24 protein-coding genes are annotated in these 25,609 nt (G+C 57.7%); 8 read left to right on the top strand and 16 right to left on the bottom strand.

From position 1 onward, the window contains the following. Positions 1–80 precede the first annotated feature (80 nt). Positions 81–1,301 (top strand): type II secretion system F family protein, encoded by a 1,221-nt coding sequence (locus tag IQ265_RS00560; RefSeq protein ID WP_194050270.1) that lies wholly within the window; start codon positions 81–83, stop codon positions 1,299–1,301. Positions 1,302–1,411: 110 nt separating this feature from the next. Here IQ265_RS00560 and IQ265_RS00555 read toward each other — a convergent pair whose 3' ends face one another. From IQ265_RS00555 to rpaB, 9 genes are all read right to left on the bottom strand, one after another. After that, positions 1,412–2,539: a geranylgeranyl reductase family protein gene (locus IQ265_RS00555; protein ID WP_194050269.1), complete on the bottom strand. Its 1,128-nt coding sequence runs from the start codon at positions 2,537–2,539 to the stop codon at positions 1,412–1,414. Between the two features lie 32 nt (positions 2,540–2,571). After that, the gene (locus tag IQ265_RS00550; RefSeq protein ID WP_194050268.1) at positions 2,572–3,570 is read right to left on the bottom strand and encodes a homogentisate phytyltransferase; all 999 of its coding nucleotides are present in this window, start codon (positions 3,568–3,570) and stop codon (positions 2,572–2,574) included. Between the two features lie 88 nt (positions 3,571–3,658). Continuing rightward, positions 3,659–4,744: an AI-2E family transporter gene (locus IQ265_RS00545; RefSeq protein WP_194050267.1), complete on the bottom strand. Its 1,086-nt coding sequence runs from the start codon at positions 4,742–4,744 to the stop codon at positions 3,659–3,661. Next, positions 4,734–5,039 (bottom strand): DUF2288 domain-containing protein, encoded by a 306-nt coding sequence (locus IQ265_RS00540; protein ID WP_194050266.1) that lies wholly within the window; start codon positions 5,037–5,039, stop codon positions 4,734–4,736. The genes IQ265_RS00545 and IQ265_RS00540 overlap by 11 nt, the downstream gene beginning before the upstream one ends. Positions 5,040–5,126: 87 nt before the next feature. Then, positions 5,127–5,765, bottom strand: a complete 639-nt coding sequence (locus tag IQ265_RS00535) for a lysophospholipid acyltransferase family protein (RefSeq protein WP_194050265.1) — start codon at positions 5,763–5,765, stop codon at positions 5,127–5,129. 68 nt (positions 5,766–5,833) lie between these two features. Next, positions 5,834–6,724, bottom strand: a complete 891-nt coding sequence (gene fabD, locus IQ265_RS00530) for an ACP S-malonyltransferase (protein WP_194050264.1) — start codon at positions 6,722–6,724, stop codon at positions 5,834–5,836. Positions 6,725–6,802: 78 nt separating this feature from the next. Continuing rightward, entirely contained in the window at positions 6,803–7,798 is a 996-nt protein-coding gene (locus IQ265_RS00525; RefSeq protein ID WP_194050263.1) for a beta-ketoacyl-ACP synthase III, read from the bottom strand. 3 nt (positions 7,799–7,801) lie between these two features. After that, positions 7,802–8,836 (bottom strand): phosphate acyltransferase PlsX, encoded by a 1,035-nt coding sequence (plsX, locus tag IQ265_RS00520; protein ID WP_194050262.1) that lies wholly within the window; start codon positions 8,834–8,836, stop codon positions 7,802–7,804. A 51-nt stretch (positions 8,837–8,887) separates the two neighbouring features. Continuing rightward, positions 8,888–9,616: a response regulator transcription factor RpaB gene (gene rpaB / locus IQ265_RS00515; RefSeq protein ID WP_026072530.1), complete on the bottom strand. Its 729-nt coding sequence runs from the start codon at positions 9,614–9,616 to the stop codon at positions 8,888–8,890. A 300-nt stretch (positions 9,617–9,916) separates the two neighbouring features. Here rpaB and radA point away from each other — a divergent pair, with 300 nt between their 5' ends. After that, the gene (gene radA, locus IQ265_RS00510) at positions 9,917–11,428 is read left to right on the top strand and encodes a DNA repair protein RadA (protein WP_194050261.1); all 1,512 of its coding nucleotides are present in this window, start codon (positions 9,917–9,919) and stop codon (positions 11,426–11,428) included. A gap of 137 nt (positions 11,429–11,565) precedes the next feature. Beyond that, complete coding sequence (gene grxC / locus IQ265_RS00505; protein ID WP_194026011.1) at positions 11,566–11,838, top strand: glutaredoxin 3; 273 nt, start codon at positions 11,566–11,568, stop codon at positions 11,836–11,838. Between the two features lie 294 nt (positions 11,839–12,132). Here grxC and raiA read toward each other — a convergent pair whose 3' ends face one another. Beyond that, positions 12,133–12,786: a ribosome-associated translation inhibitor RaiA gene (gene raiA / locus IQ265_RS00500; protein WP_194050260.1), complete on the bottom strand. Its 654-nt coding sequence runs from the start codon at positions 12,784–12,786 to the stop codon at positions 12,133–12,135. A 152-nt stretch (positions 12,787–12,938) separates the two neighbouring features. On the opposite strand from raiA, the gene lipB reads away from it, so the two are divergent. Further along, positions 12,939–13,622: a lipoyl(octanoyl) transferase LipB gene (lipB, locus tag IQ265_RS00495; RefSeq protein ID WP_194050259.1), complete on the top strand. Its 684-nt coding sequence runs from the start codon at positions 12,939–12,941 to the stop codon at positions 13,620–13,622. Here lipB and IQ265_RS00490 read toward each other — a convergent pair. Next, positions 13,591–14,181, bottom strand: a complete 591-nt coding sequence (locus IQ265_RS00490) for a DUF721 domain-containing protein (RefSeq protein ID WP_194050258.1) — start codon at positions 14,179–14,181, stop codon at positions 13,591–13,593. The two genes, lipB and IQ265_RS00490, sit on opposite strands and share 32 nt — an antisense overlap. Positions 14,182–14,281: 100 nt before the next feature. Here IQ265_RS00490 and IQ265_RS00485 point away from each other — a divergent pair, with 100 nt between their 5' ends. Both IQ265_RS00485 and IQ265_RS00480 read left to right on the top strand, forming a co-directional pair. Continuing rightward, complete coding sequence (locus tag IQ265_RS00485) at positions 14,282–15,862, top strand: metallophosphoesterase (protein WP_194050257.1); 1,581 nt, start codon at positions 14,282–14,284, stop codon at positions 15,860–15,862. Between the two features lie 133 nt (positions 15,863–15,995). Further along, positions 15,996–16,583 (top strand): DUF924 family protein, encoded by a 588-nt coding sequence (locus tag IQ265_RS00480; protein ID WP_194050256.1) that lies wholly within the window; start codon positions 15,996–15,998, stop codon positions 16,581–16,583. A gap of 62 nt (positions 16,584–16,645) precedes the next feature. Here IQ265_RS00480 and rppA read toward each other — a convergent pair whose 3' ends face one another. The 3 genes from rppA to glpK form a co-directional block, all read right to left on the bottom strand. Further along, positions 16,646–17,323 (bottom strand): two-component system response regulator RppA, encoded by a 678-nt coding sequence (gene rppA / locus IQ265_RS00475; protein WP_194050255.1) that lies wholly within the window; start codon positions 17,321–17,323, stop codon positions 16,646–16,648. Between the two features lie 121 nt (positions 17,324–17,444). After that, on the bottom strand, positions 17,445–18,722 hold the full coding sequence (locus IQ265_RS00470) for an aspartate aminotransferase family protein (RefSeq protein ID WP_194050616.1): 1,278 nt from the start codon (positions 18,720–18,722) through the stop codon (positions 17,445–17,447). A gap of 154 nt (positions 18,723–18,876) precedes the next feature. Continuing rightward, positions 18,877–20,391, bottom strand: coding sequence for a glycerol kinase GlpK (glpK, locus tag IQ265_RS00465; protein ID WP_194050254.1), 1,515 nt, complete (start codon positions 20,389–20,391; stop codon positions 18,877–18,879). Positions 20,392–20,732: 341 nt separating this feature from the next. Between glpK and IQ265_RS00460 the strand changes: the two genes are divergently transcribed. Then, complete coding sequence (locus IQ265_RS00460) at positions 20,733–21,848, top strand: HhoA/HhoB/HtrA family serine endopeptidase (RefSeq protein WP_194050615.1); 1,116 nt, start codon at positions 20,733–20,735, stop codon at positions 21,846–21,848. A gap of 63 nt (positions 21,849–21,911) precedes the next feature. Beyond that, positions 21,912–22,256 carry a DUF4870 domain-containing protein gene (locus tag IQ265_RS00455; protein WP_194050253.1) on the top strand — a complete coding sequence of 115 codons (345 nt, stop codon included), beginning with the start codon at positions 21,912–21,914 and terminating at the stop codon, positions 22,254–22,256. A gap of 329 nt (positions 22,257–22,585) precedes the next feature. Here the strand turns inward: IQ265_RS00455 and IQ265_RS00450 are convergent, their stop codons facing one another. Continuing rightward, the gene (locus tag IQ265_RS00450) at positions 22,586–24,214 is read right to left on the bottom strand and encodes a WG repeat-containing protein (protein WP_194050252.1); all 1,629 of its coding nucleotides are present in this window, start codon (positions 24,212–24,214) and stop codon (positions 22,586–22,588) included. A 276-nt stretch (positions 24,215–24,490) separates the two neighbouring features. Beyond that, the gene (locus tag IQ265_RS00445; RefSeq protein ID WP_194050614.1) at positions 24,491–25,531 is read right to left on the bottom strand and encodes an alpha/beta fold hydrolase; all 1,041 of its coding nucleotides are present in this window, start codon (positions 25,529–25,531) and stop codon (positions 24,491–24,493) included. Positions 25,532–25,609 lie beyond the last annotated feature (78 nt).

Here is a 25,609-nt window from a genome sequence, read left to right as displayed (position 1 = left end):
GTTCGGGTAGATTTAGCGGGTTCGGTCAACCGAACCCATCGCTATAATTTCAGTACTTTAAGCCACTGAGCCATTGAGCCATGCCTACCTACGTTGCCATTGGTCGCGATACCAGCGGAGCCCAGCGCAAAGAGCGCATTTCTGCGGAGACTCCCAGCGATGCCCGTAATCTTCTAAAAGATCAGGGCCTCTACGTGATGGACCTGAAGGAGGAAGCCGGGTTTAACCTTGACCTGGAGAGTATCAAAACCTCCATGACCAAGGTGACCGTGAAAGACAAGGCCATCTTTTCTCGGCAGTTTGCGGCCCTAGTTAATGCCGGGGTGGCCCTGGTACGGGGGTTGGGGGTACTGGCGGACGACTGCACTAACCCCAAACTTAAGAAGGCGCTGCTGGCGATTAACGCCGATGTGCAGCAGGGTACCAACCTATCGGACGCCATGCGCAAGCATCCGGCCTGCTTTGACAACCTCTATGTGGCTCTCATCCAGGCTGGGGAAGTTGGTGGTGTGCTCGATGAGGTGCTAAACCGACTGGCCAAACTGCTGGAAGACCTAGCCCGATTACAGAACCAGATCAAGTCGGCTATGGCCTACCCAGTTACGGTGGGTTTTTTGGCTGTGATTATCTTTGTCGGTATGACGGTGTTCTTGCTGCCGATCTTTGCCGACATGTTTGAAGACCTAGGTGCTGATCTGCCGGTCTTTACTCAAGTCATGATGATGATCAGCCGCTTTTTGCGCCAGCCTCTAAACTGGGTCTTTATGATAGCGGGGATATCGGCGGCGGGCTTTGCCTACCGGCGATACTACGCCACCCTAAACGGGCGTCGAGTGATCGACCGTCTGTCTCTCAAGATGCCCCTGTTTGGCGACTTGATTCAAAAAACGGCGACGGCTCGTTTCTGCCGCACCTTTGGTTCATTGTCTAAGTCGGGAGTACCCATTTTAACGGCCCTAGAAATTGTGCGCGATACGGCGGGCAACCAGGTGATTGCCGAAGCTGTCGATGAGGCCCGCAAGGACGTGCAGGGCGGCGGCATGATCAGTCTGGCGCTTCAGAAACACGCGGTCTTTCCGACCATGGCTATTCAAATGATCAGCATCGGGGAAGAGACCGGAGAACTGGACGCAATGCTGATGAAGGTTGCTGACTTTTATGAGGATGAGGTGGAGCAGGCCGTGAAAGCCCTGACCAGCGTGATGGAGCCGATTATGATTATTGTGCTGGGGGGTATGGTCGGTTCAATTCTGATCTCGATGTACTTGCCGATGTTCAAAATTATGGATGCGATTGGCTAAAGTGCGATCGCGTTTTTGTGCCAGTCGTTAGCTTTCATACTTAAGAACTAATAGCCAAGGCAGACTGTCTTGGCTATTGCTTTTGTTTAGGCTTGCAGAATGGGGCAGAACTAGGACAGCAGGCCAGCACTCAAGCGGCGAATGGCGCGGTGGGCAACCTCACCGTAACTGACCTCGCCACAAAAGATTTTGACCATAGTGAGGGTACTAGAGGGGCGCTTAACCCCAGCTTTGTAGGCTAGGGCGGGAGCCTGGTAAACCAGACGGGCAAGGCGTCTGGCCCAGCGCATTTCCTCACCCCACTCCTGGTTCATGGTGTGGGTGTAGGCTTCGAGGGCAGTACCGCTGCCCTGAAGCGCTTGGGCGATCGCCTGGGCCGCCTTCATTCCGCTAAATATTGAGGGTCGAATGCCTTCCGCTGTAAATGGATCGACGACGCAGGCGGCCTCGCCTGCCAGCACCGCCCGATGGGTGTGCAGGGTTTGCGGCCCGTCCCAAATAAAGATGGGGTGCCCAAAATGCTGTACGGTACTGGCATCGACATCAAAGGCGGCGGCGTAATCGGCTACCGGAGTGCGCAGGTCTTGCTTACGCTGGGGGCCAGAGCGAAACACTCCCCCACCGATGGAGTAGCCGTCGGCCTTGGGAAAGTTCCAGAGGTAGCCCTGCTGAATCAGCCCCAGGTCAAAATGCACCACGGGTTCATTGGGAACCTCCAGCCGGGGTTCGGCCTCTAGGGCGGCGGCCAGCTTGTACCGCCGCTGGGGAAACCCCAGCCACTTTGTCATAGACCCCCGTGCCCCGTCTGCCGCAATTAAAAAGCGCCCCTGCACCGGGCCTTGGCTAGTGTTGACCTGCCAATGGTCTCCCTGATTTTCGATGCCCTGGACCTTGGTGCTATCCTTCAAAGTAGCCCCCTGCTTTTGGGCCTGCTGGACAATAAAGTAGTCAAACTCGTCGCGTCGCACCATCCACAGAGCTTTTTCAGCGGGTAGTTCGGCCTCTATGGGGTCAGCCAGGTTAAAGGTATAGCGTACCTTGCGCACCTTGACAGAGATAGCGGGGGAAAAGTCAAAGTCGAACCACTGCGCCACCTGGGGCGACACGCCGCCACCGCAGGGCTTATAGCGGGGCAGCTCGGCGGCGTCGAGCAGCAGTACCTGATGGCCTGCTTTGCTGAGGTGGTAGGCGGCGGTGGCTCCGGCCGGGCCGGCTCCGACAATAATGCAGTCGTACATGGCTATAGGTTCCTTTGCGCCAGTCGCGTTGCTTAAGCTAGCCAGCAGGCCAGGGGAAATAGTAAATATTGCAGAAAGAACAGCTTCCAAATGAATTGGTAAAACTGAGGGTAAGCCAACTTACTCTGGCCTGTAGCCATCGGATTGCCGTGGGGCACCTGCAGGCTCGCATACCACAACAGGCTTAGCACCAGCAGGTGAGACCCGGCTAAAAATAGCCGATTGATGCCCGCTAGCCAGGGAGCCACAAGCACCATGCCTAAGTAGCAGACGGTAAGAATGCCCCTAGCGAGGTCGAATACGGTACGTTGCCCCAGCTTGACCGATAGCGTACTGATACCGTAGCGGCGATCGCCCTCAATGTCAGGAATATCTTTGAACAGGGCGATGGCGATGCTGAACAGCAGAATAAACGCCGTCAGAGCCCAAACTGTGCCTGGAACCGTGAGAGGAAGGTTAAGGCGATCGCTGATGTGCAGAAACAAGCCCAAATTCACAATCGCGCCCCGGACCGCCAGAATGCACGCAGAGGCCCAGAAGGGAAACCGCTTGAGCCGCAGGGGCGGTAGCGAGTAGGCGGTGCCAATAGCCAGGCTAAGGCCCACAGTGGCCAATAGCCAGGGGCCGCCGATTAGGGCTAGCCCTATGGCTCCCAGGCCCGCTACGGCGACAATCAGACTACCATCGGCGACAGAAAATTCTCCAGCGGCCAGGGGTAGATGGGGTTTATTGACGCGATCGATAGCAATATCTTCGAGCTGGTTAAGCCCGACAATATAAAGGTTGCCCAGCAGGCAGGCCGCTGTGGTAAGCCCCAGTATTTCCAGGAGTAGCCCAGCAGCGGCAATATTATTACTCCCTAGACCGGCCAGCACGATAGCGGCAATGCCCACCACGCTGAGGCTGGTGCCAATGACGGTGTGGGGTCGCCAAAACTTCCAGAGGGCGTAGAGCCAGGATAGAGGAGCCTGGGTAAAGCGCAGCCGCTTCCCCTGAGGAATAGAGGAGTCTGGCGGAGCAGCGTTGGGCATAAGTCGAGGAAAATCACCGGGGGTCAATGTTCTAGCTTATCGGCTGATGGCGTATTTATTGGCTTACCTGTGCCAGATTCGGCTGTTTTTACTCTTGGCTGGGCTTGCCCCGCATAGCTTCGATATCCAGCCAGGTAATAATTACCCCAGCTACGGGCACAGCCAGAAAAAGCCCCAGCACGCCGGCTACAGTGGCCCCTACAATTAACGCAAAAAACATGACCACTGGGTTGATGTCCAACGAGTCTTTCATAACGTAGGGCAGCAGTAGGTTCTCCTCAACTTGCTCTACGGCAATGCAAATGACGACTGCCTGAATGGCCAACCACACGCCTTGAGACAGCAGCAGCAATGTCACGATTCCTATTCCCAGGGTGGCACCAATGCCTGGTATTAGATTAAACAGACCTGCGATAAAGGCCAACACAAGCGGAAAGGGCATGCCTAAAACTGCAAACACCACAAAGGTAGAGGTAATAGAGAATACGGCTAGCAGCAGACGCCCCCAAAAAAATCCCAGTAGATTGTGCTGAATTACGGTGTTAAACCGAATTTTGTTGCGGATGGGTAAATGGTTGAGTAGCCACCACCAAATCTTGGCTCCATCGAGCATCATAAACAAGGTGACTACTGCGACTAAAATAGCGAGCACTAGGTTAGCCAAAGTCGATTGCAGTAGCCCCAGTCCTGTGGTCAAGATAGACACGGCCTGGTTTTGCAGCTGAGGTTCTAGACCCTGCAAGTTGATGGGAAGATTTAACCGTTCTAGGAGATCTTCAAAACTGCTGAGCCAGGGAATGACTGAGGCAGAAAAATCTTGCATGCTGGCTGCCAGCTGCTGACCTTGAGATATCACGGCCATGCCCAGGGTGAGTGAAAGACCCGTGACAACCGCTAAACAGGTCAGAAATACCGCGATCGCCGCCACTCCACGGGGCATCCACTGGCTTAACCAGCTAGCAGGGTAGTTCAGCAAAAACGCCAGAATAGTGGCGGTTACAAACACCACCACCAGCACTTCAAAGTAGGCCAGTAGCTGAATCGCAGCCCAGCCACTGGCAAACAAAAGCAGAAATTTGACTAAATTTTTGGTACCTAAAACAGCCCAAAGGCTGTCTCGGCTAGGAGATTCTGCACCTTGGGCTGGCTGGCCCTGGGACTCCTCAGTTTTCATCAGTCGTACAGTCTTGCACTAGCACGAAAGGTTGAACAATTAGGGATTGAAACTGCTTTTTAGCCGTTTGATCCCAAATTTCGAGCTGGAAGGGTGAGGGTTTGATGAGCAGGGCTTCCGCTATCCATCGATTGACAACTGTGACATTGTCGGTAGCGATCGCCACTCCCACCTCAACCAGGTCCAAACTTTTGTCGACTACCACTACGGCCCCTCGGTTGGCATGGGGGCTGATCCAGGCCCAGTCGGCGGGGGCAACCATTTCTGCGAGTTCGTGCTTGAGGTCTTGGGTCATGGCAGCAGGGGGTACGATCGCGGTCTGTTTTAGGCTACCAGATGAAGATGGGGGTGAGTCGGTGAGCCCATGAGTAAGAGCAGCGAGTTAGCGGCCCAGATCGTGGAGGCGGTGAATTTCGGCAGCGCAGGTTGCCGTAATCGTCTCTAGGCCGGCGCGGTCGTTGGAGGGAGGCGGGGCGATCGGGGTACCAATGCGAATGGTAAGGGGAACCGGGCGCGGGATCGCAGAACCCTTTTTGAAAATGTGCTGAGTACCCCAAAGGCTGACGGGCAGCAGCGGTGCTTGCGCTTTAGCAGCAATCAGCGCCGCCCCAATTTTTGGCTCTGGAATGCGGCCATCGGGCGTGCGGGTGCCCTGAAGAAAGATGCCCACGGCCCAGCCCTGCTCAAGCTGTTTGAGGGCTTCCCGAATGGCACTGCGATCGGCACTGCCCCGTTTCACCGGGTAGGCCCCGTAGAGGCGAATGGCCTGGTTTAACACGGGCACCTTAAATAACTCTTCTTTAGCCATGTAGGAAACCGGACGGCGCACGGCGGCGGAGAGCAGTGGCGGGTCGAAGTCGCTGGCGTGGTTGGCTACCACAATTAGCGGGCCAGCTTTGGGCACCTGATCCGCACCATAGACCCGTCCCCGAAAATATAGGCCCAACATAGGGCTCACCACCGACCACTTAAACAGGTGATACCACAGCAAATTGACGGGGGGTTCGCGATCGCGGCTCATCAGCGTGATTTTGGAGGTTGGATTGGCGATTTTGAATTCATGGCAGGGTTATAGCGTCAGAGCTTTCCTTAATTCGAAAACCCGTCTACCTGCTCCATACTGCCCACATTTACCAAAGCCAGATCGCGGCAGGTGCGCTTGGTCAGCCCCGTCAGCACATTGCCTGGCCCTACCTCCACCACCGTGTCAATGCCCAACGTTGGCAGCGCCAGCGTAATTTCGCGCCAGCGCACCGAGCCGGTCATCTGCTGCACCAGGCGCTGCTTCAGCACCGCCCCATCGGTAGCGGGGGTGGGGTCGACGTTGGAGAGCACTGGCACCTGCGCTGGAGCAAAGGGCGCTGGCTCCAGCACCTGTTGAAAAGTAGCAGCAGCATCGGCCATCAGCGGCGAGTGAAAGGCCCCGCTGACATTAAGCTTCACGGCGCGCTTAGCTTTTACGCCTTCCATAACGGCTGTAACGGCTTCAGGAGTGCCCGAGATTACGACCTGACCAGGGTTATTGTCATTGGCCAGAACAACGCCTGGTGTCGCCTCAATCTTGGCGGCTAGGTCGTCGGCATCGAAGCCCAGCAGGGCGGCCATCATGCCATCAGAAGCTTCGGCCATCAGCTCGGAACGGCGCTGCACTAGGGCTAGGCCAGTGGCAAAGTCAAACACTCCGGCGGCGTAGAGGGCCACGTATTCTCCCAGGCTGTGGCCTGCCACGACAGCGGGCTGGTGACCCTTGGCCTTCAGCAAATCGGCCAAAATGCTTTCGATGACGTAGAGACAGGGCTGGGTATAGAGCGTACTGGAAACCTTGTCGTCAGCATCCTGAACGATGTCGAGCACCGACCAGCCCAGCACCGACTCAGCCTGGGCAAAGCGCTCCTGGGCCAGGGGAAGGGTCGCCAAATCTGCTCCCATGCCAACCGCCTGGGAACCCTGCCCAGGAAACACCCACGCTGCGTTTGCCATGCCAGTACCTTACTTACTCTGCAAAGCAATACTGTCTCACAAAATGTTCGTCTGAAACAGGTGCGGTTAGGGCCAAGATTAACACCACTGAACAATGGCAGCACCCCAGGTGAGACCGGCCCCAAACCCGGCAGTGGCAATAACATCGCCAGGCTGAATCTGACCCGCCCGTACGGCTTCGTTGAGGGCGAGGGGAATGGAAGCGGCAGAGGTGTTGCCGTGGCGGGCCATATTGCTGATCACGCGATCGGAGGGGACGCCCAAGCGATCGGCCACGGCGTCGAGAATGCGCTGATTGGCTTGGTGCAGCACCATCCAGTCGATATCGGTGGTGGTGAGGCTGGCCCGAAAGAGGGCTTTTTCAATCACTTCGGGGACGCGGCTAACGGCGAACTTATAGACCTCGCGCCCGTTCATGGTAATCGGCGAGAAGGTGCCCATCTGCACGTTAATGTCTCCCACCAGTGGGGCTGTTTCGGGTTGGTAGGCCAAGTTGAGGCAGTGATTGAGGGAGCCATCGCTGCACAGCTCAAAGCCCAGCAGGCGATCGCGATCAGCCGCCCGCAGCACTACCGCCCCAGCGCCATCACCAAAGAGCACGCAGGTGGTGCGATCGTCCCAGTCGGTCCAGCGGGAGAGCACGTCGGCTCCAATCACTACCACATTCTTGAACACCCCGGTGCGAATGTACTGTGCCGCTGTGACCAGGGCGAACACAAAGCCAGAGCAGGCGGCGGTGAGGTCAAAGGCTACGGCCCGGGTAGCGCCCAACGCTGCCTGCACGTGGCAGGCGGTGCCGAACAGATCGTCAGGGGTGGAGGTGGCGAGCAGAATTAGATCTACCTCCTCGGCGCTTAGATCGGCCATATCCAGCGCATTCCGAGCAGCTTCAGCCGCAAGGGACGAGAGGGAATCTGTAACCGCAGCGACGTGCCGCTGGCGAATGCCGGTGCGCGCCGTAATCCATTCGTCAGAGGTATCGACGCGCTGGCTGAGAGCGTCATTGGTGAGTTGTACGCTTAAACAGGCCGAACCACTGCCCACCAGTGACACGCCGGGCATAAACTGTTCCACAGGTTATTCTCCGTCTGCTGCGGGCATGGCAACCCGCTGGTACTGCGCCTGAATGCGGTCTTGAACGCGGTTGTCGACGGCCTCTTTGGCCAGGCGAATGGCGTTAAATACCGACGGCGCTTGGGAACTACCGTGGCTAATTACCGTTACTCCAGCCACCCCTAGCAGCAGACCGCCACCGTGTTCGGCGTGGTCTACCCGCTGCTTAATGCGGCGCAGGTTAGGCTTCAGAATAGAAGCGCCAATTTTGCCGCGCACACCCTGGGGCAGTTCCTCTCGCAAAATTTGCAGCACCGACTCGCCTACGGCTTCGGCAAACTTGAGCAGCACGTTGCCCACAAAACCGTCGCAGACCACCACGTCGAACTGACCCGAGAGAATATCGCGCCCCTCAGCATTGCCAGCAAAGGGAATGTTGGGGTTTTCTTCTAAAAGCTGGTGCGCTCGGAGCGCGGCATCGTTGCCTTTGCTGGGCTCTTCGCCAATGTTGATCAGCCCGACGCGGGGGTGCTCAACCCCGAGCACGTAGCGCGAGTAGATAGTGCCCATCATGGCGAACTGCTCTAGATACTTGGGCCGACAGTCTACATTGGCCCCCACATCTAAGATCAGCACCGATTTGTTGGCCACTACGGTCGGAAACACCGCCCCGATCGCCGGTCGATCGATGCCTTTAAGTCGCCCCAGGCGCAGCAGGGCTGCCGCCATCGCCGCCCCCGAGTGCCCTGCCGATACGACAGCGTCGGCCTCGTTGCGCTTGACCAAATCCATCGCCACATTGATGGAGGCCTGGGGCTTGCGACGCAGAGCGCTAAGGGGCTCTTCGTGCATTTCAATACTGCCTTCGGCGGGCACAAGCTCAATACCCTGGAGCTGATCGACATTGGCCGTGGAAGCTTTAATTCGATCGATATCGCCGACTAGGGCGACATCGACATCTAGCTCGGCCTTGGCGCGAATGGCCCCTGCGACAATTTCGCCAGGGGCAAAGTCGCCGCCCATCGCGTCAATGGCAATGCGTGCCCGGTTAAAACCCATCTGCTAAATCTGTTAAAAACCTGAGCAAATTCTAGCAGACTACCCTACCGACTATTCTTCGCCCGGTTCCACTATCCGCTGAAACAGGTAACCGGTACCTCGGGCCGTAAGAATGAGCTCGGGGTTACTGGGGTCGTCTTCGAGCTTGGCTCGCAGGCGAGAAATGTGCACATCAACCACGCGAGTATCGACGTGGCGCTCAGGGGTGTAGCCCCACACTTCCTGCAAAATTTCAGAGCGAGAGAAAGGCTCACCAGAGCGACTGACCAGCAGCTCTAGCAGGCTGAACTCCATGCCAGTCAGGCGAATGCGCTCGTCGCCCTTGTACACCTGGCGCTTATTGGTGTCGATGCGAATGGTGTTGACGGAGATGACACCGGAGCTAGGGATGCCGGTCATGCCGGTTTTGTCGACCCGGCGCAGCACCGAGCGAATGCGGGCCTCTAGCTCTTTGGGCGAGAAGGGCTTGACCACATAGTCGTCGGCCCCGAGTTCTAGGCCGGTAATGCGATCGGCCACATCGCCCAAGGCCGTGAGCATAATAATAGGAATATCAGATTCTTTGCGCAGCTCTTGGCAAACGCCGTAGCCATCGAGCTTGGGCATCATTACATCGAGCACCACCAGGTCAGGGGCGGCATTGCGGAAGGTTTCTAGAGCTTCTTCGCCATCGGCAGCGGTGACAACGTCGTAGCCAATCATAGATAGGCGAGTTTCGAGGATGCGCCGAATGCTGGCTTCATCGTCGACCACGAGAATTTTTTCTTTGTTGTTTTCCAAGGCTTTCAAAGCTCCCTACGTAACGTCATATTCTATAAATAATCGCAACGTTTAATGATTAACTTTTGAAAGCTAATTAGTCGATTGCGCTATGTGGCCAGAGGCACCGCTGACAAAATAGGCCCAAATGCTGCTGAGGCAGGGCCTGAAACATTTGTTTATTCTATTGTGTATTGATTCATGCTGAATGCCAGAAATACCTGTGCTTCAGGCTTTTTTAAGGTTTGTTGCGTTTGTTGTGGTCTGGCGGTACTGCTGGTGACGTTCAGCGTGTTCTAACTTAGTCGTAGAAAGGTGGCAATGGCGAAGTCGCGCTCAATTTTTGTTTGCAATGAATGTGGGGCAGAGTCGCCTCAGTATTTTGGTCGCTGCCCGGTTTGCAACAGCTGGAACTCATTAGTAGAGCAGGCCCAACCGGCCAAGGAAACCACGACAAGGGCTTCGGCTCTGGGGCGTCGCGGTGTGTCTACCGCGACTAAGGCTAGCCAGCCGCGCCTGGCGATGACCCTAAACCAAATCCAGGACCATCCTCAGGCGCGGCTGCCCTCGGGCTACGGGGAGCTAGACCGGGTGCTGGGGGGCGGCATTGTGCCAGGGTCGCTGGTGCTGCTGGGGGGCGATCCTGGCATTGGCAAGTCGACCTTACTCTTGCAGGTGGCTAACCAGCTGGCGGCACGACAGCGAGTGCTGTACGTCTGTGCAGAAGAGTCGGGCCAGCAGGTGAAGCTGCGGTGGCAGCGGTTGGGGCCGGTAGGGCCGGTGGAGCGTGATGGGGTAGGGGGTAGGGGCAAAAAGGGAAGAGGGAAAACGGAAAACGGAAAAGAAGAGACGGAGCCGGAGGAGTTTGAGCCGTCTGGAATGGAGGCGGTAGATTCGCAGCTGTTTCTGCTGCCGGAGATTGACCTAGAGACTATTTTGATGGAGCTGGAGTCGCTGAAGCCGACGGTAGCGATTATCGACAGTATTCAGGCGCTGTACTACGCGGCGCTGACCTCGGCTCCGGGGTCGGTGTCGCAGGTGAGGGAATGTACGTCGGCGCTGATGCAGCTGGCGAAGCGGGCGAATATTTCGCTGTTTATTGTGGGCCACGTGACCAAGGAGGGGGCGATCGCAGGCCCGAAAGTGCTTGAGCACTTAGTGGATACAGTGCTGTACTTCGAGGGCGATCGCTTTGCCAGCCATCGATTGCTCAGGTCGGTCAAAAATCGCTTTGGGGCTACCCACGAGCTGGGCGTGTTTGAAATGGTCGATCGCGGTTTAGCCGAGATCAGCAACCCCTCGGCGCTATTTTTGGGCAACCGCGATGAGCAGGTGCCAGGCATTGCCACCATCGTCGCCTGCGAGGGCACCCGGCCCCTGGTAGTAGAACTGCAATCGCTAGTTAGCCCCACCAGCTACAGCTCGCCCCGGCGCTCAACCACAGGGGTTGAGTACAACCGGCTGCTGCAAATTCTGGCGGTGCTAGAGAAGCGGGTAGGCATTCCCCTCTCTAAGTTGGATGCCTACGTGGCGTCGTCGGGGGGGCTGGCGGTGGGTGAACCGGCGGCGGATTTGGGCATCGCGATTTCGGTGGTGGCCAGCTTTCGCGATCGCCTGGTTGATCCTGAACTGGTGCTGATCGGCGAAGTGGGCCTGGGCGGCCAGGTGAGGCCCATCTCTCAGCTGGAGCTGCGGCTGAAGGAGGCGGCCAAGCTGGGCTTTAAGCGAGCGATCGTGCCCAAGGGGCAATCGGTCAAAGTGGACGGGCTGGAGATTGTGGCGGTGTCGCGGGTGGTAGATGCGATCGCCCATGCGCTAAAAGGGAACGGCTAGCGGCGTTTAGGTTTGAGGGTTCTCAGGGTAGAACGAGGGGAATTGGCCTAAAACCTCAAACCTGCGACCCTTACGCCCAACTAACGTAAAAGACTAAGATAATGTAAAGAACTTGAAACATTGCCCGGAGGCGTGCCATGAACCCCACCGTCGAAATCTATACCTGGAGCAGCTGTCCCTTCTGCATTCGAGCGAAGCGCCTGCTCGATCAAAAGGGTATTGACTACACCGAATACTGCATTGACGGGGATGAAGCCGCCCGCAACGAAATGTCTAAGCGGGCGAACGGGCGGCGATCGCTGCCGCAAATTTTCATCAACGACCACCATGTGGGCGGCTGCGACGACCTGTTTGCCCTTGATGCCCAGGGTGGTGTAGAACCCCTGCTGTCGGCAACTTCTGCCAGCTAATACTAAATCCTGTTCGATTACCCCCAATTCCTCAGAGCGGATGCCATAGGTCCTCTGGTTCGGCTACGCCCCTACAGGTCAGCCTTCATGGAATCAGGGGTATGCGTTTGGGGTTTGCCCTAAAAATAGCTATTCCCTTCGACTTCGCTTAGGGAACAACTTTGGCTGTTTTTATTGTTGAGGGTGCCGCGCTAGCAGCATGGACGATTAGTATAGGGGCCTCCCATTCAACAACAAAAGTCCCAGATTTCTTAGCGAAATCTGGGACTTGGTATTGGCGATAAACGCCAAGGACTAGCTGTGAACAGTGGCTTCAGTAGGGTGCTTAGCCTTGCTACCGTTGCCGTTGAGGTGGCCATTTTGATTGGCCTTGCGGGGCTGGATTAACCCATAGCCGCCGTGGTTGCGCTCATAGATCACGTTTATTTCCTGAGTTTCTGCGTTGAGAAACATGTAGAAATCGTGATCAATCAGGGCTAGCTGCTCCAGGGCTTCAGCTACGGTCATCGGGGCCATGGCAAAGTACTTGGTGCGAATGACCTCGTCGGGCAGCTGGGGCTCACTGGTGCTGAGCACATGGGTAACATCGGTTGCTGGGGCTTCGTTGAGATAGGCTTCGGTGGTTTTACCCAAATTGCCCTGCATGCGGTTGTTGCGCTTTTCTTTGAACTTGCGCAGCTGGCGGCTGATTTTGTCGGCTACCAGGTCGATGCTGGCGTAGAGGTTTTCGCTGCTTTCCTGGGCTCTCACAACGGCACCGTCTACAAATAGCGTGACCTCGGCGGACTGACTGGCCCCAATTCTGGGGTTTTTGGCTACGGACAGATGGACATCAACCTCGTTGGTGAGGTGTTTGAAGTGGCTCACCGCCTTGAGGATTTTTTGCTCTACATGCTCCCGAATCGCGTCTGTGATCTCAATATTTCTGCCATGGATTACCAGCTTCATAAAGCGGACTCCTTGATACGTCGGCTTGGTTTCACCCTAACACCTTGTATTCTGCACAACAGCGTCCGTTAGAATCCTTTGCATGGGTTGATAATTCTTGATTGCCAACGCCTGAAAAAGAGACGATTTGCGCTAATTTACAGTTGACAAGCATGGACCAAAACGACCGGGGAGCAAGGCCTCTCTGCGATGTTTATAGCTTGGGGCTAGCACCCTTTGCCGATATTTGGGCGTTGCAAAAGAACCTAGTGCAGAGCCATCGCGAATCACCTCAGCCCGATCGCCTGCTGCTGGTCGAGCACCCTGGGGTGTACACCCTGGGCCAGGGTTCTACGCTAGCTCATCTCAAGGTGCCACCCGAAGCGTTGCCCTACCCGCTGTTTCGCACCGAGCGGGGCGGCGAGGTTACCCACCACTGCCCCGGTCAGCTGGTGGGCTACCCCATTCTCAACCTCAAGCAGCATCGGCCTGACCTGCACTGGTACCTGCGCCAGCTTGAAGAAGTGCTGATTCAAACCCTGGCTGCCTTTGGCGTGGTGGCCGGGCGACAGCCAGGGCTGACAGGGGTTTGGGTGGGCAACCATAAGCTGGCGGCGATCGGCATTAAGGTGAGTCGCTGGGTGACCATGCACGGCTTTGCGCTGAATGTATGCCCTAATTTGAGCGGGTTTGATGCGATCGCCCCCTGCGGCATTACCGACAAACCCGTGGGCAGCCTAGCCCAGTTTTGCCCAGGAATTACGGTGGAGGCGGTGCGTCCAGTCGTTGTCACTAACTTTGCTCAGGTATTTGGAGTTAAGCCCGTTATACAGAATGCCTTCCCACCGGACCTTTGAGACTTTTGACGGCGCAAATGCTGCACCGTCTCCAGCGCTTGAGTTCCCCCATGGGGCAGTGGCACTGGCACTGGGGGCAAAGGGGTTGCTGGGCGGCAAGCTGCTGAGTCATGCCTGCCCAACGCTCAAAGCTTTCTTCGGGCGTTTGGGGCCGCTGGGCCAACCGCGGAATAGCTCGGGGCTCGTAGCTGGGGTGCTGCCGCAGCCACTCGGGCAATTCTGCGGAAGCTGAAGCTGGGGCAGCGGTGGTTTTACCGGCCTTTTGCCGATACCAGTCGCCGCTAGAAAAACGAATGTCGCTGAGGTTGAGATGGAGGCGATCGTTGAGCTTGGCAAGAATGCGCAGGCGCTCTAGAGTTAGCGTTTGCGCCCACATGGGGTTGACTACCGCCACGTGCAGCACGTCTTGATCGAGGCGCACCGGGGCCGCCTGTCGGGCTACCCCTTCGCCAACCACAGCAGTCCAGTGGTTGAGCACCTGCCGAAACTGCCCCCGACTGCGCCAGCGAGGCTGTTGCTCTAGCTGGTAGATAACGGCGTGAATAGAATCGAGGGGCATGGGTGAGGAGCAATTTTAAGGAAGTCAGTTTACCCTGAGTTTACGGCTCTTTTGCTTTAGGCAGCTCTTCACCGCCACGCAACCATCATTGGCAGGACCCATGGCTTCCATTCTTGACCCGCCCATCTTGCTCAAAGTCGCCAAAATGAAGGAGCGCGTGTGTTGGCAGCACCCGGCCCTGAGGGAACGCCACATTGACCAAACCCGCCTGATTTTAGACGATGGCCGCAGCGAGGATAAAGAGTTTTCGTTTCTGGTAATTGGCGATAGCGGCTCTGGACCACACCCCGACCACCATCCCCAGCGACGAGTGGCTCAGCAGATGCTGCCTCACCTGCAAGACTGCCGCTTTCTGCTGCACACGGGCGATGTGGTGTACCAGGTTGGCTCTAGCGAGCAGTACCCAGAGAATTTTATCAAGCCCTACCGGGAGTTGTTGGTGGGGGGCGATCGCCCCAATCAGGTAGCCTTCGACGAGATGCTGTTTCGCTTTCCATTTTTGGCGGTACCGGGTAACCACGACTACTACAATTTGCCCAGGCTCTACAGCATTGTGGTGCAGCTGAGTCGGCCCATTCGCAAGCTGCTGCGGCTCAACCTCAACCCTAATGTGGGCTGGCGTGGCTCTGGGGTGGGTGACGCCTACGCCCGTGCTTTTTTAGATTACTTAAAGGGGCTGTCAGACGATGAGCTGGCAGCCCACCTCGACCGCCACTACGGCCCCTGGGATGACAAAACCTGGGGGCTGCGCTACCAGCCGGGGCAGTTTACCCGCCTGCCCAACCGCTACTACACCTTTCGCTACGGCGGTATCGACTTCTTTGCCCTCGACTCCAGCACCTTCAACGACCCGGCGCTGTCACCCCAGCGGGCTACCAGTAGCCACTACCACCAGCGACTGGTGGCCCAGCGGCAGGCCATCCTGCGCGAGCAGCAGCAGGTGCGCGACGAGGCTATCCACCTACAGCCTGACGACCCCCACACTCAGGAGCGCCTAGACGACCTCCAGGCCAAGGTTGAGCAGCTAGAAGAAATGCTGCTAGATGTTGAAAAACAGGCTAACCCAGGACCCACTACGCTAGTCGATACCGAGCAGCTGCTGTGGCTGCGAGACGGACTAATTGCCTCCTGGCAGGACAAGTCGGTGCGGGGGCGAGTGCTCTTCTTTCACCACCCGCCCTACGTCACGGAGGCGACCAAGTGGGGGCAGGCGCAGACCATGGCCATTCGCCAAAACCTGCGCTGGGTGCTCGATCAGGTGGCGGCGGCTATACCCGAAATTAGCACCGATCGCCCCCCGGTCAACCTGGTGCTCAACGGCCATGCCCACTGCTTTGAGTACCTTAAAACCGAGGCCACAGGCTACGCCGACAGCCACATGAACTGTGTGGTCTGCGGCGGTAGCGGTCTCAGCCTGAGGCGACAACGACCCGAGGGCACTATGCTCTACGAACCTCTGGGCACCGATCCTGACGGGCAGGTAGCGTTTCGACTAGTGGCCAAGTCGCAGCTATATATGGGCCTGACGGGTCACAAAACTGAGCGGCGACGGCCCTATTCGTTCGTGCGAATCGATGTCACCGGGGATAAATTGCCTCAGTTTGTGCTAACGCCCTATATATCGGAGCGTTTTCACCAGAAGTGGGAGGATTATGCGATGGATCCGTTGGTGTTGAGTTAGGCGGGGAGTGAGGGAGTAGGGGAGTGGATGGGTAGGCGGGTAGGTGAGTAGGTGGGTGGATGGGTGCATGGGTGGATGGGTAGGCGAGTGGATGGGTAGGTGGGTGGATGGGTAGACGGGTAGGGGTTAGGCAATGGAGCGGGCGGAGGGGATTCTGCGGTTTTGGTTTGGAGATCCGGAGGATCTAGAGGGGGAGTATGGTCAGCAGCGAAAGGTGTGGTTTAAGAAGGACCCAGCTTTTGATGAGGTGATTCGGCAGCGGTTTTTAGGGGATGTGGAACGGGCGATCGCAGGTGAGTTGGACGAATGGCGATCGCAGCCTCGTTCCTGTTTGGCGCTGGTGCTGCTGCTGGATCAGTTTCCGCGCAATCTGTTTCGGGGTGATGCCCACTGCTTTGGGGGCGATCGCGCTGCCCTGGCCACCGCCTACCATGCCCTAGAGAACGGCTACGACCAGCAGGTGCTGCCGGTGGAGCGCATGTTTTTTTACCTGCCGCTAGAGCACAGCGAGAATTTGGCCGATCAGGAGCGCAGTGTGGAATTGGTGCGATCGCTCCACGCCCACGATCCCGAAAAATTTGAATCCACCCTTGACTACGCCCTGCGCCACCGCGAGGTGATTCAGCGGTTTGGCCGCTTTCCCCACCGCAATGAGGTGCTGGGGCGAGAAACGACAGCCGAGGAAGCTGAGTTTTTGCGACAGCCGGGGTCGAGGTTCTGAATTTTGAATTGTCGACTGCAAGGTACGCAAGGCAAAATTCAAAGTTCAAAATTGGTTAGCCGTTAGCTGCCCAGCCGATACCCCTTGCCGTAAACCGTATGAATGATAGGTGCAGTGCCTTTGGGTTCGATCTTGCGGCGCAGCAGGCGCATTTGGGCGGCGACAACGTTGCTGCTGGGAGTGTCTTGATCATCCCAGACGCCCTGGTAAATTTGCTCATGGGTGAGTACCTGGTTGGGGTGGCGCAGCAGGTAGGCCAGCAGGCGGGTTTCTTTTTCGGAGAGTTCGACGGGCTGGCCCTGGCGGTGGGCGAGCTGGTTGGTTTCGTCGAGGGTGAGATCATCGTAGGCGAGACGGGCTGGCGGGGAGGCATCGAGGTTGGGCGATCGCCGCAGCAGCGCCCGCACCCGCGCCAGCAGTTCGCGCAGCTCGAAGGGTTTGACCAAATAGTCATCGGCTCCGGCATCGAGGCCATCGACGCGATCGTTGAGAGTGTCTTTGGCGGTCAGGAAGAGAACGGGGGTGGCGTCTTGGCGCGATCGCACCCGCCGACAAACTTCCAGACCGCTCAGCCCCGGCAGCATCCAGTCGAGAATCAGCAGGTCATAGCTGCCACCGATGGCTAGATCGCAACCCGACTCGCCATCGGTGGCGACATCGACCTCATAACCCTCGCGGTTGAGTAAACGACTCAGCGGGTCGGCCAGTTCTACTTCGTCATCAACCAGCAAAATCTTCATGGCGGAGGCAAGTAACGCGGGGTTTAGACAGTGTAGGTAAGGGGGCGCATGGACGGGTGCAAGAGTAGTTCAGTCTAAGCTACACAGACAGTGGTTGCCCCACTGTTCTACTAAAGTGCTACTACAGACAGTCACAAATGGCCTGCTCCAAAATAGCTAGTCCTTCGTCTAGCTCTTCGTGGGTAACGGTCAACGGTGGGGCAATCCGCCAGACGCTGCCCATGCCGGGGAGGGCGGTAATGTTCATACTCAGCCCCAGTTCCAGGCAGCGGCGGGTGATGGCGGCTCCGGTTTCCGGGTCGGGTTCGCGGGTGGTGCGATCCTTCACCAGTTCCACCCCCAGCAGTAGCCCGCGACCGCGCACGTCGCCGATCGCATCGTAGCGATCCTTCAGCTTGAGCAGTCCATCTTTCAAGCAGGCCCCCATCGTCGCGGCTCGCTCGGTCAGGTTGTGGCTGGTCAACACCCGCAGCACCGCCAACCCCACCTCCGCGGGCATCGGATCCGAAACGTGGGAGGTGTAGTAGATAAACCCCTTCTCGTAGCAGTCGGCCTCAATGGCGTCGCTGGTGAGGGTTGCCGCTAGCGGCAGGCCACCTCCCAGAGTCTTCGACAGGGTGAGAATATCGGGCACCATGCCCAGCTGTTCAAAGGCAAAGAAGCTACCCAAACGACCGAAGGCGGTTTGGGCCTCATCTAAAATCAGCACCATGCCCCGCTCTTGGCAGTAGCTCTGCAACCGTTGAAAGTAGCCTTCGGGCGGCTCCACGACCCCTCCCGCGCTGAGCACTGGCTCGGCAATCACGGCAGCGTAGGCCCCTACCGACTGGCGGTCTACCAGGTCAAACCCCACTTCCAGACAGGTCATGTCGCACTGGTCTTGGCAGTGGCGAATGGGGCAGCGGTAGCAGTTAGGGGTGGGCAGCGCCAGGTTGCCTGGAATAGCGGGGCCATAGCCCTTGCGGGCCGAGACAAAGGTGCTGGCGCTGGCCCCGGCGGTCATGCCGTGCCAGGAGGTGCTTAACCCCACTACCTCAAAGCCTCCGGTGTGCAGCTTGGCCATGCGCAGGGCGGCCTCGTTGGCCTCGCTGCCGGTATTGAGAAACAGAGCTTTTTGCAGGGGGGGCGGCAACAGCTGACAGAGCGCGTCGGCAAGGTTTACCACCGCTGGCGACAGCATGCCGCTAAACAGGTGCAGCACGTCTTCGCAGGCTTTGTGGATGGCCTGCACCACGGCGGGGTGGTTGTGGCCCAGGGTGGCGCACATTTGCCCAGAGGTAAAGTCAAGAATTTTGCGGCCCTGGCGATCGTACAGATAGCTGCCCCGTGCCTGCTCAATTAGCCGAGGTGCAAAGCTGCCGCCGTAGCGCACCAGGTGATGCTCAACGATGTTCCACATCTCCTCATCTGCGGGGCGGTTGGGAGGCGCATCGACTAGGGGAGCGATCGCAGGGGGAGTAAGGCCGTGGTCACTGGGGGACTGAACCATAGCAGCAGGGAAAAGAAGATTCCTCCAGAGTAGCGGCAATTTGGGAACGGGTGAGCAGCACCGCCTAGACTGCCCAGTTTTTGGCGCGATCGACGGCTTTCATCCACATCGCAAAGTTGTCCTGGGCTTCAGCCTGGCCAGGGCCGGGTTCAAACACGCGATCGATGGGGCGGTTCTCGACTAAGGTGCGGTAGTCATCCCAAAAACCCACGGCCAGCCCCGCTGCAAAGGCAGCCCCCTGGGCCGTGACATCGAGCACCTGGGGCCGCTCCACCGGAATGCCCAGCACGTCGGACTGGAACTGCATGAGAAAGTCGTTGTTGCAGGCTCCGCCATCAACCTTGAGCTGGCGAATCGGGGTACCGGCATCCTGGTTGACGGCATCGACCACTTCTTTGACTTCATAGGCGATCGCCTCTAGCACCGCCCGCACCAGGTGCTCGCGCTGGGCACCCCCGGTGAGGCCAAGGAATGCGCCACGAGCGCTCATATCCCAGTGGGGGGCACCGAGACCGCTGAGGGCGGGCACGAAGTAGACGCCGTTGTTGGTGAGGGCTTTTTGGGCCAAAATTTCGGTTTCGGCGGCGCTGGAGATTACCTGTAGACCGTCGCGCAGCCACTGAATGCAGGCCCCAGCGGTAAACATGCTGCCCTCGATCGCATAGCCAATGTGGGGCTGGCTGGCATCGCCCGTGACCTCTGACCAGGCCACGGTGGAGAGCAGCTGATTCTGCGATCGCGCCACCTCATCCCCCGTGTGCGACACCAGAAACGCGCCCGTACCGTAGGTGCATTTGAGCAGGCCGGGGCGATCGCAGCCGTGGCCATAGAGCGCCGCCTGCTGGTCGCCAAAAATCGCCGCGATCGGTATTTCGCAACCGAGAATGGACGGATCGGTGTGGCCAAACACCCCGACGCTGGGCTGAATCGCAGGCATCATATGGGGCGGAATGCCAAACAGCTCCAGCAGGGTGTCATCCCACTGGCCGCTGGAAAGGTTGAGCAGCATGGTGCGGCTGGCGTTGCTGTGGTCGGTGGCGTGCACCTGCCGCCCGGTCAGGTTCCACAGCACCCAGCTATCCACCGTTCCCGCCAGCACCTGGTCAAAGTCAACCGGCGGATCGACTTCTTTTTTGGCCTGCTCCAGCAACCAGGCCAGCTTGGTGGCCGAGAAGTAGGCATCGAGAACTAGGCCGGTGCGATCGTAGATTTCCTCGGCTTTGCCCGCCTCGCGCAGCTGGTTGCACAGGGGTGCGGTGCGGCGGTCCTGCCAGACAATTGCGTTGGCCAGAGGCCGCCCCGTGCTGCTGTCCCATAGCAGACAGGTTTCACGCTGTACAGTCAGGCCAATGGCGGCAATATCGGTAGGCTTGAGCCCGGCTTTAGAGATGGCAGCCCCGATCGCCCACTCAATTTCTTCCCAAATCTCGCGAGCGTTGTGCTCAACCCAACCTGGCTGCGGGTAGTACTGGGTCAACTCACGGTAGGCCTGACCTGCGATCGCCCCCTCCCGGTCAAAGACAATCGCCCGGTTGCCGGTGGTGCCCAGGTCTAGGGCCATGATGTAGTTGGCAGTCATTAGTTCGGTATGTTTGCAGCGCCAAAAGCGTAGCAAATCATGCCAAATCACGCCTCATCCCCACGAAAGATCCTAGAGAACAGGCTGGCTTTAGACCTGGCGATTCTGAAGTTAAACGAAGGTCCGCGTTCCAGGCTGACATCCACTCATCATGCTTGCTAGCCTTCGGCCTAGCCCACTCGAGAGTTCGGTATCCCCCTCTCCCCGTCGGCAGGCTGGTGTGAAACAATTTTGAGTAACTCACGGGATACTACCCCCCTGCTGTTGCGCGTTGAAGTTGCGTTATGAGGCTTGCTCCCTTGAAAGGACTCTGGATTCCCCTGAAGCGTCTATTGGTGATGATGCTTACTGCCGTAACGGTATTTGCTACGGCGATCGCACCTCCGGCCTATGCCCAATCTCCGGCAGCAGAGGCGATTGGTAGCGAAAGTTTTGTGGCCGCTGCCGTGCGACAGGTAGGTCCGGCGGTGGTTCGCATTGACACCGAAAAAACCATTACTCGCCAGGCTCGAGATCCAATCTACGAAGATCCCTTTTTGCGCGATTTCTTTGGCGGCGGTGGCTTTCCTCGTCAGCCCCAGGAAGAACTGCTGCGGGGGCAGGGGTCGGGGTTCATTATCGACAACACCGGCAATATCTTGACCAATGCCCACGTAGTCAACGGCGCTGATCGAGTGGTGGTCACCCTCAAAGATGGCCGCAGCTTTGACGCCGTGGTCGAAGGATTTGACGAAGTCACCGACCTGGCCGTAGTCAAAATTGACGATGGCGAAGACGACGTTTTGCCCGTGGCTACCCTGGGCGACTCGGATCGGGTCGAAGTGGGCGACTGGGCGATCGCCGTGGGCAACCCCCTGGGCCTCGACAACACCGTTACATTGGGCATTGTTAGCACCCTCAAGCGCACCAGCAGCTCAGTGGGCATTCCCGGCAAGCGGCTGGAGTTTATTCAAACCGATGCCGCCATCAACCCCGGCAACTCCGGCGGGCCGCTGGTCAACCAGCGGGGCGAAGTGATCGGCATTAATACCGCCATTCGTGCCGACGCCATGGGCATTGGCTTTGCCATCCCCATCAACAAAGCTAAGGAAATTAAAGACATGCTGGCCCGGGGCGAAACCGTGGCCCACCCCTACATCGGCGTGCAGATTGCTAACCTCACCCCCGAGCAGGCCAAGCTCAACAACGCCGACATCAACTCCGGGATGTATTTACCCGAAGTGAATGGGGTGCTGGTGATTCGGGTGCTGGAAGGTACCCCTGCCGCTGCGGCGGGCCTGCGTCGAGGCGACGTGATTTTGCAGGTGAATGGCACCCCCATCCGCAGTGCCGACGGGCTGCAAATCAAGGTCGAGAATACCAAAATTGGCGATGCCTTAGAGCTTCAAATTCAGCGCGGCGATCGCCCCATGACCGTGCAGGTCAAGACGGCCGAACTGCGTGAGCAGGCCGAGTGATTTGGTCCTGAGCGACTACCCAGACTTCAAAATTGTAAATTCAACATTTCTAGGAGATTCCCCATGCATTCCACTGAAGATACCGGTACCCGCAAAATTCTCTCTGCCGTTAGCCACGGCTCCATTTTTTTCAACGCCCTGGTGCTGTCCGTTGGCGTTCCCATCGCCATTCTGCTAATTTCCACCGATTCAGTCATCAAAGAGAGCGCCAAAGAAGCGATCAACTTTCACATCAATATGTGGTTTTGGTGGGCTGTTGCAGGCGTTTTAGCCTGGGTGCTAATCGGCATTCCGCTCCTGGTTGTGCTGGGCATTGTGAACCTCATCATGCCGATTCTCGCCATTGTTCACAGCCTCACTAAGCCCAACGTAGCGTTTCGCTATCCGCTGATTCTACGTTTGTTCTAGCGAGGTTCCTAAGTTGGCGATCTTGGCACTCACGCGGCGTCATCGGTAGCGGCTTACGACGGCTGCTGGGCTTCTAGGATTGTGCTGCGTGCGAGTCGTACGATAGCAGTCCAGGCAAATAGGTGTAATACCAATCGTCCATGCCGCTAGCGCGGCACCCCCAACGATAAAAATAGCCATAGCCGGTCCCTGAGCGAAGTCGAAGGGACGGCTATTTATAGAGCAAATTCGATTTGTATATCCCCAGTTTGTAGGGGCATTGCAGTGCAATGCCCCTACGAGGTATCGGTTTCGAGTGGGGTTATGTCATTTGGAATCTGTAGCTTTATCTATGGATTAGCCATGCGAGGCATCTGAATGTAGCCCCACTTGCCACCCTGGAGCTGGCTGGCGTAAAAGCAGCCGTCACTGTGGGTGCAGCCCGTCTGTACCCGCCTCCAGGTGCCGCCCACATTCACTCGGGCCATGCCGTTTGAGACGTTGTCGGCATCTACAAACCGAGGTGCGATCGCCCACTTTCCTGTGCGGTCGATAAACCCAGCCTGCTCACCTTGTCGCACCATGGCAAAGCCCCCCGAAAAGGGTGTTGCCACCGGGCCTTGATATTCCCGTTGGGCAAAAAATTGAGGCTGAATGGCAACTTCACCAGCACGGTTGATATAACCCCACATAGTTCCGTCACCAGCGGGGCCTCGCACCGCTGCTAACCCTTCGGAGAAAGGCTGCGCCTCATAAAACTGCGGCTCAATGACAAAGGCTCCCGTGCGATCGATGTAGCCCCAGCGAGCCGTATCTGTGGGGGTTGGCCGCACCTTCACGGCGGCCAGCCCGTCTGAAAAGGCCCTAACTTCCTCAAACTGGGACTGAATCACGATCGCCCCCGTTTTGTCGATAAAGCCGTAACCTCGATTTCCTGCGATCGCAGCTAACCCTTCTGAAAAAGAGCTCACGTAGGCGGGCTGGAGCTGAATCGCCAGAGCACCCGTTTTATCAATAAAGCTGGTCTGCCCATTTGCAGAACGAATCGCGGCTAACCCATCCGAAAAGTCGCCAGGTTGGGTCGTAAACTGCAGGGGAATGGCATAGGCCCCGGTGCGATCGATAAAGCCCCATTGGGAACCGACGCGCACCGCCGCTAATCCGTCTGAAAACGCCCAGGCTTCGTCAAACTGTGGCGCAATGACAGTTGCCCCCTGTTGATTCATATACCCGGTTTTGCCATTGAAGGCAAAGGGCACTAATCCCTCTGAAAAGCGGTTGTACCCACCCATTTCGGGGGGAATAGCAAACACCGTGCGATCGCCTGCGACATACTCCAAGGGCACCGTTCGAGCGAGGTTTAGAGACTGGCATAGCACAGCGGCCACCTCGCCCCGAGTGATGGCTCGATTGGGCTGTAGCTGCCGCAGGTTGGGATAGTTCACGACCAATCGCCCAACCGTTCCGGCTGCGACTGCCCTTCTGGCATACGCTGGCACCTGCTGGGCATCGTCAAAGTACCGCTGCAAAACCGTTTCCGGCGGCTCTCCACTGCTCATGTGAGTGGCATTTGCCAAAATTGCGATCGCCTGCACCCGAGGAATGGCCTCTGCAGGTTTAAACAGGCTATCGGGATAGCCCGAGAAAAACTCCCGCGCGTAAGCCTCTCGGATGGCGCGATAGCCCCAGAAGTCGGCGGGCACATCTCGAAACGCCGGAGCCTGACGAGTGGGTTCAACACTGCCAAACGAGTTGAGCATGAGCACGGCAAATTCGGTGCGCGTGAGGGTCGCCTGGGGCCGAAACGTGCCCTCCGGATAACCGTTCACCAGTCCTGTGGCCGCTAATTGGTCGATGCAGGTAGCGGCCCAGTGAGATTGAGTATCTGAAAAAGCAAGGGCGTTGGAAGGGTTTAAAGCCCAGGTGGCAGTTGCGATCGCTGAAAGAGCAAAAGAGCAAAGTAGTTTCGGAGCAGGCATTGCGCACTCAACAAGCTAGTGAAATGGGTGTAGCTCCAAACATCATAGGCAGAAAGTAGATCAGCCGTATTCGGTGGTTTCAAAAGATGAAACCATCCCACAAAGCTGCTGTCCGTTGCTATTCGCTGCCGTGGTGCTGGTTAATCAACGAAAGCCTGGGGTATCTGTAAGCCTTCAGAGCTAGCTTCTAGGCTTTGTAGCATCCTGTAGTGTGGAGGGTAACCCTATATTGTCCTGTGGGGCATTGCATGCGATGCCCCTACGCCATGTTTGCGTTTACCCACCGACTTTCTCCACCCAGTCCAGCGCTCGGTTCCACGCCCACCAGGGGTCGCTATCCCCGGCCAGGCGTTGCCCGGCGCTGCCGCTGTAGTAGCCCACGTGGCCGCCGTGGTCGGTAAGCACCAGGTCGATTTTGGGGTTGGCCGCACAAACTTTCTTTAAGTCGGGAATAATCTCGGGGCTAAACAGCGGGTCATCGGCGGCGTAGAGAATCAGCGTGGGAATGCTCAGGTCGGCCATAAAGGGCAGGGGGCTGCTGGCGTCGTAGTACTCTTCTACGCTGGCGAACCCCAGCCGACCAATCACCAGTTCGTGGTCAAAGCCCCAAATGCTGTTGGCGCGATCGATCGCCGCCAGGTCGAAGTGGTTGGGGTGCAGCTGGTGCAGCCGCTGGGCCAGCCGCTTGAGTTCGCGTGCGATCGATCGCTCCAGGTATTTGCCCAGCGGGTCTGCGGTCAGGTAGCGCAGCGATCGATTCGAGTCGAGGCTAGGGCACACCACCACCACGCCACCAATGTCGCCTGGTACTAACCCACTGTCGGAGGGCAAATCCATCGCGGCCTTAGCCCCCCACAGCGCCAGCTGCCCACTCAGCGAGTAGCCCATCAACCAAAATGGTGGCGCACAGCCCAGCGCTTTGGCTTGCGAGGCTAGAGCAATGTAGTCATGGCCTTCATAGATACCATCGGAGGTCAGGGTTGGTGAGAGTTCGGCCGTTTTGCCGTGGGCGCGCCAGTCAAACATCACCAGGCCGTAGCCCCGTTGATAGGCATTGCGACCTAACACCTCTAGCTGCCACTGGTCATCTAAGCTGCCGGTAATACCGTAGGTAGCAACAACGGTGCCCCTAGACCGCTCAGGAACCGCCCAGCGACCAAAAATGGGCACATCTCCGTAGCCTTTAAAGACGTGGTCTTGGCAGCTGACCGGCAACAGATCCATATTGTGGGACCAGGACTGGTTGGCCACTAGGGCTGTATAGAGGGTCATGGCCAGGCCATTTTGCAGAAACCAGGGGGGCACAAAGGGCGGCATAGGGTTGCGCAAAGACTGCTCCTAGCATTCCAGAGAAATCCGTTGGGCACCATCCCCCCACCGAAGAAAAACGTACGA

This window comes from Nodosilinea sp. LEGE 06152 (genome assembly GCF_015207525.1).
Taxonomy (GTDB): Bacteria; Cyanobacteriota; Cyanobacteriia; order Phormidesmidales; family Phormidesmidaceae; genus Nodosilinea.
The sequence above is the reverse complement of the archived record's forward strand: the minus strand, read 5'-3'. Positions and strand labels throughout refer to the sequence as shown.

Coding starts and splice junctions, on each gene's coding strand:
- IQ265_RS00560 (WP_194050270.1), top strand. CDS start 81: ATGCCTACCTACGTTGCCATTGGTCGCGATACCAGCGGAGCCCAGCGC.
- IQ265_RS00555 (WP_194050269.1), bottom strand. CDS start 2,539: ATGTACGACTGCATTATTGTCGGAGCCGGCCCGGCCGGAGCCACCGCC.
- IQ265_RS00550 (WP_194050268.1), bottom strand. CDS start 3,570: ATGCCCAACGCTGCTCCGCCAGACTCCTCTATTCCTCAGGGGAAGCGG.
- IQ265_RS00545 (WP_194050267.1), bottom strand. CDS start 4,744: ATGAAAACTGAGGAGTCCCAGGGCCAGCCAGCCCAAGGTGCAGAATCT.
- IQ265_RS00540 (WP_194050266.1), bottom strand. CDS start 5,039: ATGACCCAAGACCTCAAGCACGAACTCGCAGAAATGGTTGCCCCCGCC.
- IQ265_RS00535 (WP_194050265.1), bottom strand. CDS start 5,765: ATGAGCCGCGATCGCGAACCCCCCGTCAATTTGCTGTGGTATCACCTG.
- fabD (WP_194050264.1), bottom strand. CDS start 6,724: ATGGCAAACGCAGCGTGGGTGTTTCCTGGGCAGGGTTCCCAGGCGGTT.
- plsX (WP_194050262.1), bottom strand. CDS start 8,836: ATGGGTTTTAACCGGGCACGCATTGCCATTGACGCGATGGGCGGCGAC.
- radA (WP_194050261.1), top strand. CDS start 9,917: ATGGCGAAGTCGCGCTCAATTTTTGTTTGCAATGAATGTGGGGCAGAG.
- grxC (WP_194026011.1), top strand. CDS start 11,566: ATGAACCCCACCGTCGAAATCTATACCTGGAGCAGCTGTCCCTTCTGC.
- raiA (WP_194050260.1), bottom strand. CDS start 12,786: ATGAAGCTGGTAATCCATGGCAGAAATATTGAGATCACAGACGCGATT.
- lipB (WP_194050259.1), top strand. CDS start 12,939: ATGGACCAAAACGACCGGGGAGCAAGGCCTCTCTGCGATGTTTATAGC.
- IQ265_RS00490 (WP_194050258.1), bottom strand. CDS start 14,181: ATGCCCCTCGATTCTATTCACGCCGTTATCTACCAGCTAGAGCAACAG.
- IQ265_RS00485 (WP_194050257.1), top strand. CDS start 14,282: ATGGCTTCCATTCTTGACCCGCCCATCTTGCTCAAAGTCGCCAAAATG.
- IQ265_RS00480 (WP_194050256.1), top strand. CDS start 15,996: ATGGAGCGGGCGGAGGGGATTCTGCGGTTTTGGTTTGGAGATCCGGAG.
- rppA (WP_194050255.1), bottom strand. CDS start 17,323: ATGAAGATTTTGCTGGTTGATGACGAAGTAGAACTGGCCGACCCGCTG.
- IQ265_RS00470 (WP_194050616.1), bottom strand. CDS start 18,722: ATGTGGAACATCGTTGAGCATCACCTGGTGCGCTACGGCGGCAGCTTT.
- glpK (WP_194050254.1), bottom strand. CDS start 20,391: ATGACTGCCAACTACATCATGGCCCTAGACCTGGGCACCACCGGCAAC.
- IQ265_RS00460 (WP_194050615.1), top strand. CDS start 20,733: ATGCTTACTGCCGTAACGGTATTTGCTACGGCGATCGCACCTCCGGCC.
- IQ265_RS00455 (WP_194050253.1), top strand. CDS start 21,912: ATGCATTCCACTGAAGATACCGGTACCCGCAAAATTCTCTCTGCCGTT.
- IQ265_RS00450 (WP_194050252.1), bottom strand. CDS start 24,214: ATGCCTGCTCCGAAACTACTTTGCTCTTTTGCTCTTTCAGCGATCGCA.
- IQ265_RS00445 (WP_194050614.1), bottom strand. CDS start 25,531: ATGCCGCCCTTTGTGCCCCCCTGGTTTCTGCAAAATGGCCTGGCCATG.